10 protein-coding genes are annotated in these 18,193 nt (G+C 47.1%); all 10 read right to left on the bottom strand.

Annotated features, from left to right (window positions below; translation table 11 throughout):
* Window positions 1-2: 2 nt before the first annotated feature.
* Window positions 3-437: a hypothetical protein gene (locus AAA857_RS08670; protein WP_338174572.1), complete on the bottom strand. Its 435-nt coding sequence runs from the start codon at window positions 435-437 to the stop codon at window positions 3-5.
* A gap of 92 nt (window positions 438-529) precedes the next feature.
* Window positions 530-1,315 carry a hypothetical protein gene (locus AAA857_RS08665; RefSeq protein ID WP_338174571.1) on the bottom strand — a complete coding sequence of 262 codons (786 nt, stop codon included), beginning with the start codon at window positions 1,313-1,315 and terminating at the stop codon, window positions 530-532.
* The gene (locus tag AAA857_RS08660; RefSeq protein WP_338174570.1) at window positions 1,315-1,788 is read right to left on the bottom strand and encodes a hypothetical protein; all 474 of its coding nucleotides are present in this window, start codon (window positions 1,786-1,788) and stop codon (window positions 1,315-1,317) included. The genes AAA857_RS08665 and AAA857_RS08660 overlap by 1 nt, the downstream gene beginning before the upstream one ends.
* Window positions 1,789-1,930: 142 nt before the next feature.
* Complete coding sequence (locus AAA857_RS08655) at window positions 1,931-2,392, bottom strand: hypothetical protein (protein ID WP_338174569.1); 462 nt, start codon at window positions 2,390-2,392, stop codon at window positions 1,931-1,933.
* Window positions 2,389-4,026: a hypothetical protein gene (locus AAA857_RS08650; RefSeq protein ID WP_338174568.1), complete on the bottom strand. Its 1,638-nt coding sequence runs from the start codon at window positions 4,024-4,026 to the stop codon at window positions 2,389-2,391. Before AAA857_RS08650 ends, AAA857_RS08655 begins: the two co-directional genes overlap by 4 nt.
* Window positions 4,027-4,380, bottom strand: coding sequence for a hypothetical protein (locus tag AAA857_RS08645; RefSeq protein WP_338174567.1), 354 nt, complete (start codon window positions 4,378-4,380; stop codon window positions 4,027-4,029).
* Window position 4,381: 1 nt separating this feature from the next.
* A complete protein-coding gene (locus tag AAA857_RS08640; RefSeq protein WP_338174566.1) occupies window positions 4,382-4,777 on the bottom strand; it encodes a hypothetical protein in 396 nt (131 codons plus the stop codon).
* A 9-nt stretch (window positions 4,778-4,786) separates the two neighbouring features.
* On the bottom strand, window positions 4,787-5,437 hold the full coding sequence (locus tag AAA857_RS08635; protein ID WP_338174565.1) for a hypothetical protein: 651 nt from the start codon (window positions 5,435-5,437) through the stop codon (window positions 4,787-4,789).
* Between the two features lie 64 nt (window positions 5,438-5,501).
* The gene (locus tag AAA857_RS08630; protein WP_338174563.1) at window positions 5,502-6,071 is read right to left on the bottom strand and encodes a hypothetical protein; all 570 of its coding nucleotides are present in this window, start codon (window positions 6,069-6,071) and stop codon (window positions 5,502-5,504) included.
* A 131-nt stretch (window positions 6,072-6,202) separates the two neighbouring features.
* Window positions 6,203-18,157 carry a hypothetical protein gene (locus AAA857_RS08625; RefSeq protein WP_338174562.1) on the bottom strand — a complete coding sequence of 3,985 codons (11,955 nt, stop codon included), beginning with the start codon at window positions 18,155-18,157 and terminating at the stop codon, window positions 6,203-6,205.
* Between the last annotated feature and the right edge of the window lie 36 nt (window positions 18,158-18,193).

Genomic DNA, 18,193 nt, shown 5'->3' with positions numbered 1-18,193 from the left:
ACCTAAGCGAGTTTGACGTATGCAAACCATGTCATCAACACGATATCTCTTTCAAATTGGCCTGTGTTTTTCTCGCGGATCTTATCAAACAAATCTGAAAAATCTTCGGGTATGCCTTGGTGATCGACCAATTCCCTGCCTTGCAACAACTCGGAGATGCAGAGGCACCATGAGCCGAAATCCTCTACTGCAGACCTGATTTCAAAATCATAGTGCTGCGGGCGTGCGTCAATTGAACGTTCGCGCTGGTCAGTTTGGAGTTGAAACACACACATGAGCCGATGAAGCCAACCTGGCGAAAAGTCATACAAGGGCGTGGTATTGGCTTTCTTTGATACAAAGAGAACAAACTGGGAGGCCTCGTCCTGTATGTTGAAAGACACCTGATTTCGTTCGTCGGCGTTGGTATGACTGAATCCAAAACCTTGCAACCGCACTGCATCTTCCTCAGCGCCCCTGCAATAATCTTCCGAACAGCCTCGCCTTTTCTTCGTGCGGCAAATGACCAACACCGGGTGTTGACAACGCTTCAAGGAGTTTCATTTTGACGGGCAAGGTCAGAAGACTTCCTAACAATTGTCGGAATTGGGTAATTCGCTCTTTCTTGATGTACTCCAGCGCGTCGACCAGCCACTTGGCTTGGACTCTTCTGAGAGGCCCCCTCAACAGTGCTTCGTGCATGATTTCGCTCTCTGCGAGATTGATCAGATAGGGGCGTGAGGCTTGATTTATCGGAGATAACAGATTCAATTTCACGAACGAAAACGCTGCGCTGTTTTTCGATTTTCGACATCACGTGCACGGAAAGTGTTGAGGATTGCCCCCCCTCCAACCACTGACGCAATTCATTGAACTCTGCATATTTTTGGTCCGAGGATTGAGAACTCCATGAGTCCGAACCTCCGGAGGAAATGCCATTGTAGGTTCGGCCTAGGAACAGTCCAAACAGTCCAGCACTCGCGGCGAGGCATACGGCAAATAACAAAGTAAACTGCCTGCTGAGTGCGTAAAACGACGTGAGTAAAAGAATTGCAAAAGAGAGGACAAGCGTTGTGTTGATCATACTGCGGGTTGAATTGTATTCTGATTCCATTCCTGGCACTGACCCGAACTTGCTGTCGATTAACTCTGAGAGACTATGCTGCAACTCAATTCGATAAACCATGAGCAATATTCCAAGAGAACTGACAAAATACACGCCGTAGGTAGCGATGTTGAAGTCAAGGAACCCAGAAAGCCCTGCCGTGATGGCCAGAACGGCGACAAGCATCAATGAAAAAGAGAAGGGAGAGAATCGAGGTTGTGCTTCCGACATTATTTCACCTCACCAAGGTCAATCAGCGGGTCAAGAACCATCACGACAGAAAACGAACCTTCTGGAACAGAATGTTCGTTGAGCAAGAGGTGCTTTTTGATGTGGTCATTGAGTTCCTGCAATGTATGATTTATGTGTTGAATATTGTGCTCTGCACACAGCGTCCTAATCGGATTTAGGAAGGTCGGTGATTCCGCATACGGTGAGTTGTTTTGTACGATGGCCACAGCAAGAAGTCCCTTTGAGTTGACGGAAGGGCCATCGAGCTGCCACCGGTTGTGCGTTTTTCGAATTTCCTCTTCAACAAAACTCGGAATCTTTTGATTCCGGAGCGTGTAATCCATCCTGCGGTTATTCGTTCGCTTTTTCACTCGTTTCGAACGGAGGAGTTGTTGGCCGAGCAGGCCCTCAATCTCAATCAATTCATCGTTCTCTGACTTTTGGTTCACGTTGACGTGAATAATTTGGACCATGGAGGTACCCGGGTCGAGTTGGCCAGAATCCCATGTTAATGCCCCTCCAAGGTCTTGCCCATGTGTTTGGGCAGCGAAGGTTTGGGAAACAAATGTCTGAGAATTTCGGAGGAGTAGTTCCCCCCTCGCAGCAAATCGAAGTTCAGAGGTGAGAAGGAAAGCCAAGATGGCCCGAGGAATGTGATCGTCGCCAACAGCCGAACGGATTCAAGAACCCGTTCGCAAGATCGATTTTTTTACTGGCGCTGCTTGGGCAAGAACCACACCAATCATCACCCATTGTATGCAGTTCCTGGACGGAAACAAAGGTACGCCCTTGGTGGGCATCAAAATCACATTCAATCAAATCTTTACTCATGGCGCCAAGATGAGAAAATGAATTCAAGGCGTTGGATTGGACCAACTCTTCGGGAAGCGGTTCACCCGAGAACACATCAACATGATTCCCCTGAAGGTAGAGAAGGAGTTGCTCTTGTTTGAATCGTTTGCAATCAGCAGTCGCCGCTGATGGTAGCTCTTTGGCCAACTCCTTAATCGAACTGGCAAGGATGTGGAGGGTTTTCCTCGCATGAGAAGATGGCACAGACCTTGAGGATGGCATCATTCCCCATCACCTACAAGGAATTCATGAATGAACAACAGTTTCATGGCGCTCAGCACAACTTGAGCCTTATGACCAATCTCAAGTTGGAAACCATCAATCAGCGAATTTTTCTGGTTCGAAATCTTGTTCACCGGATTCGGTGATTGCCTGTTGGAACTCATGATTTGTTTTGTGCATTGAGAAATGATTTGGCGTATCAAGGCTTTTTGCTCAAACGGTGTACTTGCGGCGTTTGAGAGATTGGAAAGCCGGTCGTGCATGGTGAGGTACAGGCTTGTTGGATTGGAGATGATGTGAGAAAAATGCTCTGCCCAAACATCGCAAGACGAGAACACGACATGTTCTGGCCGATTTTGCGCGGTCATGCTCCGAAGACAGTCGAGAAAAACCCGATCCCTTTTGAGGCGAGGGTACCAATGAGCAAATCCCCTGAGCGTTTGCCTTGCCAGTTCAGAAACCACGCTTCTTCGTTCGTGAAGGTTGGTGAACAAGACGACCACCAAGGCCAAGCGGGTGCGATCCAAGCCAACCCTGAGATGAAGCGTTGAATCACCTTTGAATTCACTCTGAATCAGTTCCTCAAATGGATGTGGCTGCCCATCAGGTAACGAAGAGCACAAGGCTGTATGAAGAACGGAGTTAGCCTCAGTTTGGAAAAAAATTGAGTTCAGCGATTCGGTCCAACTCAATCGTGGGTGGCCCCAAGCAATGCTACGTGAAACCCCTTCAATTTCCAAGGACTGAGCCCCTACAGAGACTTTTGATTGCTCGGAGGTTAACGAATAAGGGTCGCGATGAACAGAGACGGTTAACATGACCAACCAAGAGGTTCGAATCTCTGCATGCTCAAGGGCTTCAGAATACGGCTTAAGCAGGCGTTGCCAAGAAGGATTCAGTCCCTGAAACAATCTTGAAACCTCCACCTGCGCTGAGCGCACCTGATGCCCAGCAGAAAGGATGGGAGCGCAATGGCTTATTGGGTATTGACGTTTCCCGCTGTAGCACACAACGGATTGTGAACGACCGTCCCATCTCACACGGACTTTATTCGAGGGCAATATCGAAACGATTCCGTTCGTGTCCCAAAGCAGGTAGGAAATGCCTTGTGAAGAAAATTTACCGTTGATATGACGCATGTAGAGGGCCGCACCAAGCCAGGTTGAGTCTTGAAGGTCGGAGGAAAGAATACCACCAAGAAGTGAGAAGGAAACAACGGTTGATGCTGAGAGAAAGCCCGTCATAACATTGTCCATTGAAAGGTACCCGAAGAGTGCGTGCGTGATAAGAAAGAATGCTTCGGCCAAACAACTCAACACAATGGCGCCTTTGAACACCGACACTTTTGTCAGAACACTTGAAAACACATGTCCAAGGAAAACTGACAAGACAACCAACCCAAACAGGAAACGAGGATCGAGGACTTTGAATGGATTCACAGCGGAGGTTGCCTGAACCAAGAGTGCAGCCAACAAAACCAAACCGGCAAAGAAGGCAAACACGCTGGTTTTCGTATCCTCAACGGCGAACCTTCTTGCTCGTTCAGCTGCAACAGCCGCAACCTGTTGAGCCATTGAGATGACGGATTCAAATGGACTCGGCACAATCTCATCGGGGGGGGCGGTGTCCTCCTCCATTCAATCACCGTTGTTGGTCAAAAGGTGAAAGGCTTTTACAAAACCCTCTGCCAGTTCAAGGATCTCATCTGGAAGCAAATCTTCAGTTTTTGGTATCAACATTCGCTTTGTGGCAGACTGGCCCACAATGAGGCTGAGGTCGGAAAAGATGTTGTTCTTTTGCTGCTCACGAAGTTCGAGCAGACGGCCGACCGTGGAAGTTGATATCACCGATTCTTCGGTGAATTCATGTTCAATGGCTTCGAGTTCTTGAGGGTTGACCACCGTTGGCGAGGGTGGTGAGGGCATAGGGAGGAAGAAAAAATACTGCTCGGCAGAGACTTCTGCCTTTTTCATCCACCATGCAAGACCCATTTCAATTCCCCAGTGATGTTCGGATTTTTCGAAGTTGCTCTGAGAGCACACGGATGGAAGAATGGGTGTCATCATCCAATGTGAACGAGGCAAGGCTTGCGTGTTCTTCACCTGAAAGGTAGGCTTCATCTCCCAACATGGTGTGGTGCAGTGAGGCCGCTGTGCATCGCTGAAGGAGATGACTAAAATCGACCAGCGCGCGACCAAAGTACATCACGGCCTCTTCTCTTGAGCCCGGTGTTCTTGGCTCATCAATGAGCATTTCAGGTTCGGATTTCATCAGTGGAACAAGGAGTTGAATCGCTCGCCGGAGGTCATCCGATAACGTTTCCCGTTGCTTATCACTCAGGTTCGCACGAGAGAGAGAACGAACCGTGCTCACTTCGTTTCGAACCAAGGTGAACCCTCACTTCTTCGCACCGAACAAGTATGCTGCGTGACCCTGCTCCTCTTGATAATCAGTGAAGATACTATCCGTTATCGAAACAATTCCATCCCAGTTTTTCTTATGACTATTTTTAATCTCTCTAGCTAAATCGAGTTGATCCATAAGACCCACGATCTCTGGCTTCACATTTCCTTGACGACAGAAATTGAGGAATTCCATATTATAGGCATGTGCAATCAATTGGTTTGAAGCATTTTGAGTACGGAGACGTTCTCTCACGACTCGTGCGGTCCAAATAGCATAACGTTGTTCCATGAAGAAAGACTTTTCAATCGGAGATTCGAGTTTTTCATATTCTGATCTCAACTTCGTAACCTCCTTGAGATGTTGGTTAACACTTGCTTCTATTTCCTCGATGACGACCTCATTTTTACTCACCAATTGTTTGTATTCCTCATACTCATCCTCAGCGTCTTTTTTTGGGTCTTTCCCCATCAATAGAGTCGCATATTTAGGTTTGATTCGCCAGCGATCAATTTCATTTTGGAGAAGCTTTTGGTTGACCTTTTTGTTTTGGTTACGCTTGGAAGAAATGTTCCCCCAAGCATATCCCACCAACAACCCGATGGTTGCTCCAACACCTGCATAGATTGCAATATCTTGATTCATGGCTGTGGTAGGAGGGGCGGGCATTTAATTTCTTTGCACCTTGGTTGATTCTCAACAACCTTATTCAAGCCTCGTTGAGGCCTTGTTTCAGGTACTCTACAGCCGCTTCCGTCAATTCTTCTTTACTGAGATGCAAGTCGTTGTCGTGGTCAAATTGTTCAGCGAATTTGATGAAGTCATCACGGTCGAGGATGTTGTGGGTATCCACGACATTGTTGATGCTGTTTGGTCGCATCTCGAAGTGAAGATCGTTTGCGAGAGCGGGCCGTTCATTTTCTTCAACCTCGAAGGCTAAGCTATCCCTTAAACGAGCACGCAACTTGATGGCGAAGTAACCCACAGTAGCAGCGAGGCCACCCATAATCAGCACAAATGAAACCCTGAAGAACAATGAGTCAGCTATCGATGACGCTGTGTCAACCAGTTCCTTGCTGTTGGAGATCGCCGAGGCCGGGCTTAAATCAGATGAAACAACCACATCTGCGATGCTCACCATGAGCATCGGGCATTCTTCTTCCTCGCACGGCTCGAAAGCCTGTTTGGCCAGCATACCATAAGTGGTGTTTACGTACTCACTTTGATCTCGATTAAAGGCAGCCCCGTCTACGATAAGGGGGCACAATTTCAGCATCAAAGGTACCGTCGGGGAATTCACCTCTTGGCTCAAGGCAAAGCGTTCGTCGTATGGCTTCTTCGAAATCCCAATCCTTCGGGAAATGGCCGTTTCTACACGCAATTTCCAAGTATGTGGTTGAGGAAGGGTTTCTAAATGTAAATTGCCAGACCACCCATTCGAATCCCATCTTCATCGCTCAATGCGCCGGTACATTCGGACATTGGGAACGAGGCTTGACTTTGCATGTAGCCATCCCCTGCCAGTTTAGTTCGTGAATCAAAATTCAACGGGCAAGACGGCGAAACGGTTTGGTTGAAAACCGGTTTCGAATCATCAGTACGTAGCACAACGGTACCAGGGATATTTTCCCCAATGGTCAACTCATTCAAACCGGATTCAAGACGGACCCCGAATACATCGCTGTATTCGAGTACAATCCTGAACTCCAGGAGGTTGAAGAGGTAGGCAGGGTGTTGGGAGAACGGATGCTCTTCATTGCGGAGGACCCCATGGTCAATGATGGCTGAAAGCTGCATCGTTCCATTCGGGAGGAACACAACCGATTCCGTCGGCAACGTACAAGCTTCAGAGGGGACCTCAAACTGCTTCTGTTCGGAGGTTTTGAACGTGTATTCAACCGAACACGTATAGTAATCGCTCAGTTCTGCGTACCCGCGCTCGAGGACAAGATGTCGGCCTTCATCCGCAGGAGGATGGACATTGAACGTGATGGTGGAGGTTTCATCCTCTTCTGAAATTGTTGAGGTAAAGAGGTCAACTGATTCCCATCCGCGGTTGTGCTCAACCATTTGGAGTTGAATGGTGTTGGTTTGGGAATATTTGTCTACAAGCTCAAGATTGACGAGTGGGTCATAAGAATAAATATCAGAGATGAGCATACTTCCATCCGTTATATCGAGGACAATCGCACTGGACCCAGGTTTTCTCATCACCAATTGCACATTTCTGAGTTCTTCCTGATCGATGAACACATCAATCGCCACCGGGATGTTCGAGATGGTGGGCTGCTTTCGCGTCCACAGACATTTCACCTGCCGGACACTCAGTTCCGGTTCAATCTCGATGCAATGCACATGAACACTGTCGTATTCCTGCCGAGATGTGACGGGCTCAACTTTAGTTGAGATGATGGATACGGAGGAGAACTCAAGGTGAGATTTTCGGCCGAAATCATCAATCGCTGTGATGTTGATAGTGTTGCCTCCCAAGAGTGAAGTTTCCATGACATATTGTGCCCCGTCAACAACTTCAATGCCATGATTCGTAAACGAGGTGGAGTTCGTCAAATCGTTGACTTTCCAGGCCAGGAAACAGCCCTCACATGCCAATACACGCCCGTCTTCAAGGAGCCCTGTTGAACGCGTTTGAATCACTTCAATCTCGGGCTTGGAACTGTCAAAAACAAATTTCATGGCTTGTGTGATGGTTGTTCGACCAATTTCGTCCTCAATATTGATGGATAAGAGGTATTCTCCATCGGGAATCTCTTCGACCGGCAGGACAGGAGTGTTGAATGAAATGGCTGCTTGGTCAATGTTGACCAACGTGATGTTGATAGCAGCAATGTCTGCCTTAAGATTGGAAGTCATGATGGTGATTTCATCGCCTGTTGGTGCCGCTTCTACATCTCCACGCATATCGCAAACAGTCCCACCACTGCACACAATTCCGGTCCAAATGGGCTCCAATTCATCGGATACTGCAAAGACTGCGCTGTTCGGAGAAACCAGATTACCTACTTTGTCGAAACCACTCACCCTGAGCGTGACAATTTCGCCTTCAAACTGAGAAAGAGGCATTCGATGAGTCCGCCCGATTAATTCGTCATGAACAACCTCTGAATCTACTAAGTAGCTCAACGTGTAGTTACCCAAGAGGCGCCCGCCATCGTCCGAAACTTGAATTTCAACGATACAAGACGAGGTGATGTCAACCGCATTCTGCATAGGTTTTGAACACGTGGAATCGAGATTGTACGCAACTTCGGGTTGGAAGAAATCAATTGCAAAAACCTTTGATTCAGAATACTCGTTTCCAACATGATCACGGGCGATGGCATAGACATTCAATTCTGAACATCCGACGAGGTTCAATTCACGAAGATCGATCAAATCTTCAAATTGAATCGTCTGACCTTGCGTTCCTGGACCGCAATCAAATTCGATGTTTGGGGACAATGAGTTGTTGACATCTGAAGACAAGCCCGAAAGTTGAATGGAACCGTTTGCGGATACGATGCCCTCGGGCAGGGATACTCCCGAATACGACAGAGAGGAAAGTGAAAACACAGGATCAACATCGTCAATCACCAGCACATGGGTCTGCGTATCGGAATTGTGGAGTTCATCCGTCGTATTGACGATAATTCGAATAGAGCCAGTTTGAGGCAAATTTACCAGAGAAATTTCGCCGTTGTTGACAAACTCACCGAAATATACGTGCTCACCAGTTCCGAGAACTTCGACACCTACATTGATTTCACATGAAGAAAACACAGCGTCATTGCACGAAAAGGCGAATCGCCCATCTGAACGGGTGCGCATTTGGTCAAAATTGATGAACGCATTGTCTGCTATGATTGATGGCACAGGCGGTGAGGAATCGAGAATGACTGCGTAATTTGTACGTCGTTCATTTCCGACCCGATCAACGATCACAAGCTGGACTGCACTTTGAGAGATTGTGGGGGCAATCCATGTTCCATTGCCCTGTTCCGCCCATTGAACCACACCAGAGGAAGAATCCCATGCTATGCTGGCGATTCCAGAGCCTGAATCTGTGCAAGAGAAGAACGAAGGGCGATTTGCCGGAATAACCAATGTCGTCCCGAGAAGAGAAACAAAATCATCGGGAACGCAAGTTCCAGGAATAAAATCACCACGGAGGTTGAGGATGATGACTTTCCTGTTTCCTAACGCATCCGTCAACTCCAGCTCAATCATTTCGCTGGTGAGACTAGATGAAATGTCAAATCTAAACGAGTTTTGAATGCCCAATACCGAGCAAGAAGAGGACGATTGAACACTACAATTGATATTGACTGAGACTGGATGAGAAGTATTCATCAAAAACGATGCATTCCCACTGTGGAAGAATTCTGCCCCATTAGGATGAATCAATGACTGAGTGGATGGAAGGGCTGCAATGGGTTGCGTGGAAATACTTCCAATTTGCTGGACGGTATAATTCGAAGAAGTGGTGTGTCCAACACAATCAATTGAAACGAATTCAATCCAAGAGACGTTTAGAGGAATGCTGATCGACGCGTTCGCTGAAAGGGAGATCGTGCCCCCAGATGTACGATAGGTTGCCCCATCTATACAATGCTCATCCTCCGAGAACAGATTCACTGCTGGGGAGACCATACCGACATAAATCACATTTCCACCAATGGTGGAGTTGAGGACTGAACTGATTTCTTGTGTGGGGAGAGAATCATCGACAACAAAATCATGCGAGCTGGTGGTGGTCAAACCGACACCGTTCACGACCTTGAGATATAGCGTGAAATTACCTCTTGAGGGCAACGAACCGATGATGCCTGTTGTTTGGGTCAAGGGAGAACAAACGGCAGATGAGATGCAGTAATGTACACTTAGGATGGATGAGTCATCGGTCGCATTGGCGAAGAAGTGGCCAACATTTGATCGAATGAAATTTTGGAATGAAGCACTCGGCCAGGTAAGGTTGACAACTGGAGGCGTTGAATCAGTTCTGATACTGATGGCCCGATGGCCCGAATTTCCGAATGTGTCATTGACGGTACATGTCGCAATACCATCGCCACTAAGGTTGCTCAACGTTGTGTTCTGGAAGGTCTGGTTCGTTGAACTCCAATGAACAACATATGTTGGGGAAATGGTCGATGCGTGAGCAGCACAAACATGACGAGAGAGGCCGCTGGACCACACAAAACCAGAGCCTTGACTCGAATTCACCGAGGACCATGTGAGTGGAGAAATCGACCCGTGATATGTCAAATTTCGAGACCATCGTTGGCCATGTCCGAGATCATCAGAAACAAGGACGATGAGGGAGACGGGTGTATTCGCCTCTTGCAAAATAGTACAACTGGAGGGAAGAAGCGTGGAAAATGTAACGTTCAACCATGCTTCTGTTCCTGACAAGCTTTGTGAGAGAGTACACGAGGTGGAAGTGGAGTTGAAATAAAGAGAAAACGAAGAAAGGTTCGAGTAATCATCTTCAAATACAAACGATATGCTTGTGTTGGTTCCGAAGTGATGGTTTGAGTACAATTCTCCTGAAAAATCAATTTGTGGTGAGGAATCATCCAAGGTAATGTTCAACGAGAGAGTTTGTTGGAGACCAAGGGCATTAACAATCAGGATTTCAAGGAGACGATTTCCTTCTTCGGATGGTAGAGTAAAATTCGACTGACCGGTTCCAATGAGTGTATTGTTCAATCTAATACTGGTTTCGTAGGTAAAGCCCGTTGAGACTGAAAAAGAATAGGAAAGGCCCGGTCGCAGAATGGAAGGAAGTGAATGGGATATGGTGGGGGGTTGGGTAAAATGTTCCATCAAATATTGTTCAGTGTTGGTGTTGCCGGCATAATCAGTACTTGAGACGATAATGTAATAGGAACCTGAATTTCTCGAAACCGAAAAAATGCTTGATTCAAATTCGAGGCATGATGCTGATTGCACAGCGGAAACATTTCCACCAATCCGAACGCATTGTGTGGAGATATCTTGCGAGGATTGAAGATACATTTCCGAATAATTACTCGAATTCAATGAAGTATAGTTTTGAGAGAGGGACTCAACGATTGCGTGGGAGGGTGCAACGTTATCTGGTACGACATAAAATTGCGACACGACAAAGTGGCCTGAATTAGATTGAACGCTTGTTCTGATCTCCACACTTGACTGATTCCAGAACCAAGAAGGGAGATCGTTATTTGTAATGCTGTAACTTGAAACATTGGTTGCCAACACAGAGACCAATACTGATCCGGCATGGAAGGAAATTGTTGTGCTCTGGAGGCCCGTGTCATCATAAATCTCACCAGAAATTTGAGAATTTGGGCCAAAATAACTCAAATGGCTGGAATTTACGCTGATGCTGGGTGCACTGAGATCTCTGGACACGGATAGGGAGAGGGCCTCCCCGAGGTTCCCCACCTCATCAACAGAATAAATTTCTAACCATGAATGATTCGAGAGGGAAGATGGGAGGACAACATTTGACAGATTTGTTGTTTGTTGGAGTGAACCGTTGTCCCATCTCCAGAACATCAGCGATGGACCTGAACCCGAATCCGTGACCGAAAGAGGGGCAAGTGACCCATTCGCCAAGGAATACAACTGGTTGATTGAGAAAGTTGGGCCAGTGGAATCCAGGATGAGAGTCGGACCTAAGGAGGTGTTAACCAAACTTGAGTTACCGAAGGAAACCTCATGTTGAATTCGGATGTTGTCGAGATGAGAGTAGGTTGACAAGTTCAAGACTGAAGATTGACCGGTGAATAAAATCCAACTTGAATATGTGCCGTTTGACAGAATTCTGTATCGATAGTCAACATCGCTGCGGTCGTGACTTAACTGAACCACAGAGGCATTGTTGATGAACAGAACATTTCCGTCGTTGAACACATCAAGTGCTAATTGCCCGGCTTCAAGACCGTGAAGATATTCGAGACTATCTTGCTGGGTGGCGCTGTTTCCCGCAAGGTCATAGCACAGAAGAATCGTTGTAATATTCTGATTTGAGTTAAGGTTGATGATGTCATCAAACTTCACAGAAATGGATGATGTGCCGTTAAACTCATCCAGTAGTGATAAGCCATTAAAGAAGCGTAGATTCAAAGTTCCCTGCATAAAATTATCAGAGCATGATACATTGAACCACGTTTGTGGAACAACCACGCCGTCAAAGTCACCAATCGTTGTTGAAAGTTGAGGCCCTAATGTATCAAGGAAGGCTTGAGTTTGATTTACTGAACCTAAGTTTCCGAGGTGATCGTAAGAAACACAGCGTATTTCATCCCATGTGTTTGAACTCAAAATTGATTGAACCCCAGTTGAACTGTTTGCAGATGAGAATGTCATGATGCCGCCGGTACCGTTGCATCGAGTAAACGATGTTCCCGAACCTCCATCGGAACCGGATGAAAACATTAAGTCATCACCTGATTGAAGAACGAGGGAACCGTTTTGCAAGGCAACGGAGTCAGCAGAGAAAATTGAGGGCATTGAAGGCCCCGTTAAATCAATGATGAAATGTTGTGTAGCGTTGGTGCATCGAGAGGTTGCATCACATATTGTGGAATTTACCCAAAGACTTCCCTCTGTTAGATTTGTGTAGGTGACCGATGCTGTCGTTTGATTGATGATTCCAGAAAACAACGGGCTAGCATTTGAGACATGTGTTATGCTGATGTTCAATAAGAGCCCACTTACCCAACCTGTTGACGGGATGAATGTGAATGATGCATTACTTAGTAAGTAATGTTCGTGCGAGGTGCTGTCTACTCGAGTTGATAATGTGGGTGGTCCGTAGAGAAACACAATACCGTTAACAGAACTGTTGAGGAAATTCCCCACATTGTCTTCCGCCACGGCATACAACTCAATGTATCCCGAATTTGTTGACGAAATCCATGACGAAAGCGATCCACTGAAGCTTGGACCACTGACATTAGTGGTATACCATATGATGGTTGATCCTGATTGGTATTTTGCAGCAATCTGCGTCAAAGAACAACCACTTGAGTCAATGCACCCAATTGATACACTGGTGGAAGGGGAAACAACGGCATTGTTCAACAATGAAAAGTTGATACTGGGGGTGATCACATCCACGGATCCATTCAACCATGAGAGTGTCCCCTCATGCCCCAACATATCAATGATTTTACATCGCAGTTGGAATTCAGAGTAAGTGTTTTCACTTGACGGAGGAGAAAACGATGCGTTGGATGTTGCGTTGAACCAGGTCGAACCACCATAGCTGCAAGATGCAGTCGATACACCTACGCCCCCTGCGTCATCGGATAACAAACCCAGTTCGACCCTGCTATCTGAGCCCAAAACGACCGTCCCGTTGACGCTTGTTGAGGGCCCGGTGTAAGACAGAGACGGTGCGGTTCCGACACCAACATCAACAAAGAAAATGATGGACTGAGTTTGTTGGCGGCTGAAAATATCGTAGGTTGTGATGTTGAGGTATAATCGGCCTGCTGTAAGTGGGTATGTGATATTACAATCATCACAAAATGAAATCGTTATGGATGAAGATACATTTCCGTTGCTGATTTGGGAACCATTTTGATGAGTTAGGCTGTAATTTGAGAAACTTGCCTGATTTCCAATCGTTGAAGGGCCGAGAGTAATCGAAAAATTAGATGCTGCCGTGTAATCTTGATAGTACTGACCACTAAGCAATACCGTGGTTGAGGGCATGGTTGTATTCAATGTCCAAACGAATGTTGAGGATTGGTTGAGATTACCCAAGAAATCCTCGGCAAAAACGGTGGCTGAGATTGTACCGTCATTGAGGTTTGTGAAGGTATTCGCAACAGAAAAATTGCGTTGTGAATTCTGGGCAGAGATATTGTGATATTGTCTGTTATCTCCAGCAGATTGGTAATGCAAAAAGATTCGATATGAACCGTTGAGTAAATTATCTGAAACCAGCGACGACAAGGTGGTTTGTGGAGAAATAATCGCCCCAGAACTCGGCAGTAATGTGATTTCCGGGAGAACTGCATCTATACTGACGTTGATTGTGGAAATTGGACCCAAATTGCCCAACCGGTCTACATTTTGACAGAAAATGGTCGCATTTCCAACCTGTCCGGATTGGAACGAAGGGGAAACATGATCGCCAAGAATTACACTGAACCACGAGTCGTTGTTCCAAGAACACCTGGCTTCATCAGCACCAACACCCCATGAATCGTCTGAAATTTGACCGAGAGAGAAATTGAACTGGGGACCAACCCACTGAAGCCCGTTAACCGTGGCGTTGAGACCATGAAGAGAAATCAAAACCGACGCATTGTTCGAACGGTCAACCTCAAATATCCACGCCTGAACTTGAATCCGACCAAGTGAATCGCCAGTGGTCGTGTTCAACCAAACTCTACCCTCGACGAAATCCGTTGGTTGAAGTTGAATACTGCTGGTAACATTGCCCGATAACACGACACCAGAACCATCTATCAAAGTGTAGTTGGTGTACAACCCCGTCCATCCACCAGAGGGCAAGGACAAGGTGATGTCGGTCGAATCGTTCGTGATGAATTGACCGTAATAAGTGCCGCCGAGGCTCATTGAGATGAAAGGATTGGAGGTGTTGAGTGTCCATGTACGGCTGGCAATGGTGGCCGAATTACCAAGACGGTCAACGGTATAAGCTGAGGCTGTAATCGTACCGTCGCTCAGTCCCGTGAAGAGTTGTCCAATCGAATTGGACCAGTTGAGCGTGCTGATGCTGACGTTCGTTGAAGAGGTGGAGGAACCGTTGCTCCATGTGAGCAGAAGTGAGGTCGCTGCGATACCGTTCGAATCAGATGTGTTAAGGGTCAGCGTATTGTTCAGACCAATCGTCTCACCAGCGTTTGGAGAGAGTGTGAGGGTTGGTGATTGAAGGTCAACCGAACCGTTGAGCCAAGTAATCGGACCTTCGTTTCCAAGTAGATCAACACTTCGACAGGCGAACGTAAACGGTTCAACGCTGCCTTGATTGGATGTCGGAGCGTGTGAGGACCCAGATGAAACTTGGAACCACGTGTTTCCATCGGTCGAACACAACGCATGACTGCCGCCAACACCCGATGGGTCGTCCGAGGCAACACCAGGGAGTAGCCTGCCGTTTGCACCAAGAAGGAGAGAGGGAGAGGAAACATTCAGTCCTCGAACATCAATCTGAACCGACGCATTGTTCGAACGGTCAACCTCAAATATCCACGCCTGAACTTGAATCCGACCAAGTGAATCGCCAGTGGTCGTGTTCAACCAAACTCTACCCTCGACGAAATCCGTTGGTTGAAGTTGAATACTGCTGGTAACATTGCCCGATAACACGACACCAGAACCATCTATCAAAGTGTAGTTGGTGTACAACCCCGTCCATCCACCAGAGGGCAAGGACAAGGTGATGTCGGTCGAATCGTTCGTGATGAATTGACCGTAATAAGTGCCGCCGAGGCTCATTGAGATGAAAGGATTGGAGGTGTTGAGTGTCCATGTACGGCTGGCAATGGTGGCCGAATTACCAAGACGGTCAACGGTATAAGCTGAGGCTGTAATCGTACCGTCGCTCAGTCCCGTGAAGAGTTGTCCAATCGAATTGGACCAGTTGAGCGTGCTGATGCTGACGTTCGTTGAAGAGGTGGAGGAACCGTTGCTCCATGTGAGCAGAAGTGAGGTCGCTGCGATACCGTTCGAATCAGATGTGTTAAGGGTCAGCGTATTGTTCAGCCCAATCGTCTCACCAGCGTTTGGAGAGAGTGTGAGGGTTGGTGATTGAAGGTCAACCGAACCGTTGAGCCAAGTAATCGGACCTTCGTTTCCAAGTAGATCAACACTTCGACAGGCGAACGTAAACGGTTCAACGCTGCCTTGATTGGATGTCGGAGCGTGTGAGGACCCAGATGAAACTTGGAACCACGTGTTTCCATCGGTCGAACACAACGCATGACTGCCGCCAACACCCGATGGGTCGTCCGAGGCAACACCAGGGAGTAGCCTGCCGTTTGCACCAAGAAGGAGAGAGGGAGAGGAAACATTCAGTCCTCGAACATCAATCTGAACCGACGCATTGTTCGAACGGTCAACCTCAAATATCCACGCCTGAACTTGAATCCGACCAAGTGAATCGCCAGTGGTCGTGTTCAACCAAACTCTACCCTCGACGAAATCCGTTGGTTGAAGTTGAATACTGCTGGTAACATTGCCCGATAACACGACACCAGAACCATCTATCAAAGTGTAGTTGGTGTACAACCCCGTCCATCCACCAGAGGGCAAGGACAAGGTGATGTCGGTCGAATCGTTCGTGATGAATTGACCGTAATAAGTGCCGCCGAGGCTCATTGAGATGAAAGGATTGGAGGTGTTGAGTGTCCATGTACGGCTGGCAATGGTGGCCGAATTACCAAGACGGTCAACGGTATAAGCTGAGGCTGTAATCGTACCGTCGCTCAGTCCCGTGAAGAGTTGTCCAATCGAATTGGACCAGTTGAGCGTGCTGATGCTGACGTTCGTTGAAGAGGTGGAGGAACCGTTGCTCCATGTGAGCAGAAGTGAGGTCGCTGCGATACCGTTCGAATCAGATGTGTTAAGGGTCAGCGTATTGTTCAGCCCAATCGTCTCACCAGCGTTTGGAGAGAGTGTGAGGGTTGGTGATTGAAGGTCAACCGAACCGTTGAGCCAAGTAATCGGACCTTCGTTTCCAAGTAGATCAACACTTCGACAGGCGAACGTAAACGGTTCAACGCTGCCTTGATTGGATGTCGGAGCGTGTGAGGACCCAGATGAAACTTGGAACCACGTGTTTCCATCGGTCGAACACAACGCATGACTGCCGCCAACACCCGATGGGTCGTCCGAGGCAACACCAGGGAGTAGCCTGCCGTTTGCACCAAGAAGGAGAGAGGGAGAGGATACGTATGTCCCGGCAATGCTAACCGGATGAAATTGCAGGTTTTGATTGTCTGCAGTCCATTGGAAAGACTGAACGGAATAACCTCCTTGACCATTTGATGTGTTGAGTATAAGTCTAACAACATCGCTATGATTCAAGGTTTGGTTGATGTATGATCTGGAATTATTTTGTCCAGAAAGCGTTGTTTGATTGTTGATGAGCAACGTGTAGTTTACAGTAGAGTTCATTCCAATTGGTGTAAACATGACAGAAAGAGAGTTGTTGGTGTAATTTCCCACATGATCATTAAGCAGGGCTACAGAACTTTGTGGGGCTGCACCGGGTGTGTTTATCCATCCTGTCGATGATGTTTTTTGGTTCCCTACAGAATCAAAAGCCCTGATATTGGCCCTGACAACACTTCCGTTAAACGAAGTTGACATTGAGAATTGGGAATTAAGCGAAGATGACCACCCACTCGTTTGACCAGCCAATGTTTCCCACTGCACAAAAGCATGGCTAAAGCCGCAATCATCGCTTACATTCACTGAGACTGTCGTGCTGTTGATTACCGTTTGAATTTGGGGGAGAGATGAGTCGAGGTATACGGACCATTGTTGTTGAAAGCTAAAATGACCGGCTGAATCCAGCGCTCGAAGTATGATTGTCGAATTCCCCGAAGAGGCAGGGCTGATTGATTGAGGAGCGGAGATCCATGTCGATTGTTGAAGTTGTTGAACACTTGATGTGGAGTGATTGTCACTGGATGTAGGGGTAATTTTCCAGGAAGCCCCAACACAAAACCCTGATCGCGTGCCGGATTCCACGACGGAAAGAAGGGGAACTTCATCATCCAACACCAAAGAGAACGTCATGTTGTAGGAATTGCCCACCCTGTCACTACAGGAAATATTTAGTTGCCCATGTCCGTTTGTGGTGGACTGGTTGAGAATGGAGGAAGTGATGTTAACAGAGCTGGAGTTCACCTGTGCAGATTGATTTCCGAGTGAATATTGTAAATATTGTACTCCAGAGAGATTGTCCGAGCAACCAATGTTGAGAGGGTTTGATGCAGAAATAACATACGAACTTGAATTGTAAATGTACCTCTCAGGGGATTGATTGTTCGAGGAAATGGAAAGTTCAGGAGGGTCTGCATCAACACTTATGGAAAGAGTGTTCCAAGTCTCGAGACCTGCTGAAGAGTTGGTTCTGTAATTCAAAGTGTAATTGTTTGAGTGGTTCTGGTTAATCGTGAAACTACCGTTGTAAACAAATGTCTGATTTGATGTACTCGACGTAAGCCGGTAAACAGTTGAAAACAGGGATACATTGTTGGGATTGTCAACGCTTAGAGATAAGATTGGATTTGCAGATGTATAGACAAACCCTCCGTTGGATACACTCCCGTGGTAGTCTGAGTCAACAGAGACCGACGTTGCTACAGATGCATTCCCTGAGACATTTATCATTGGGAGAAGCAATGTCCCGAAAAGTAGGATAACGAG

The sequence above is a fragment of the Candidatus Poseidonia alphae genome, assembly GCF_943787815.1.
Classification (GTDB): domain Archaea; phylum Thermoplasmatota; class Poseidoniia; order Poseidoniales; family Poseidoniaceae; genus Poseidonia; species Poseidonia alphae.
This window is presented reverse-complemented; position numbering and strand designations above follow the sequence as displayed.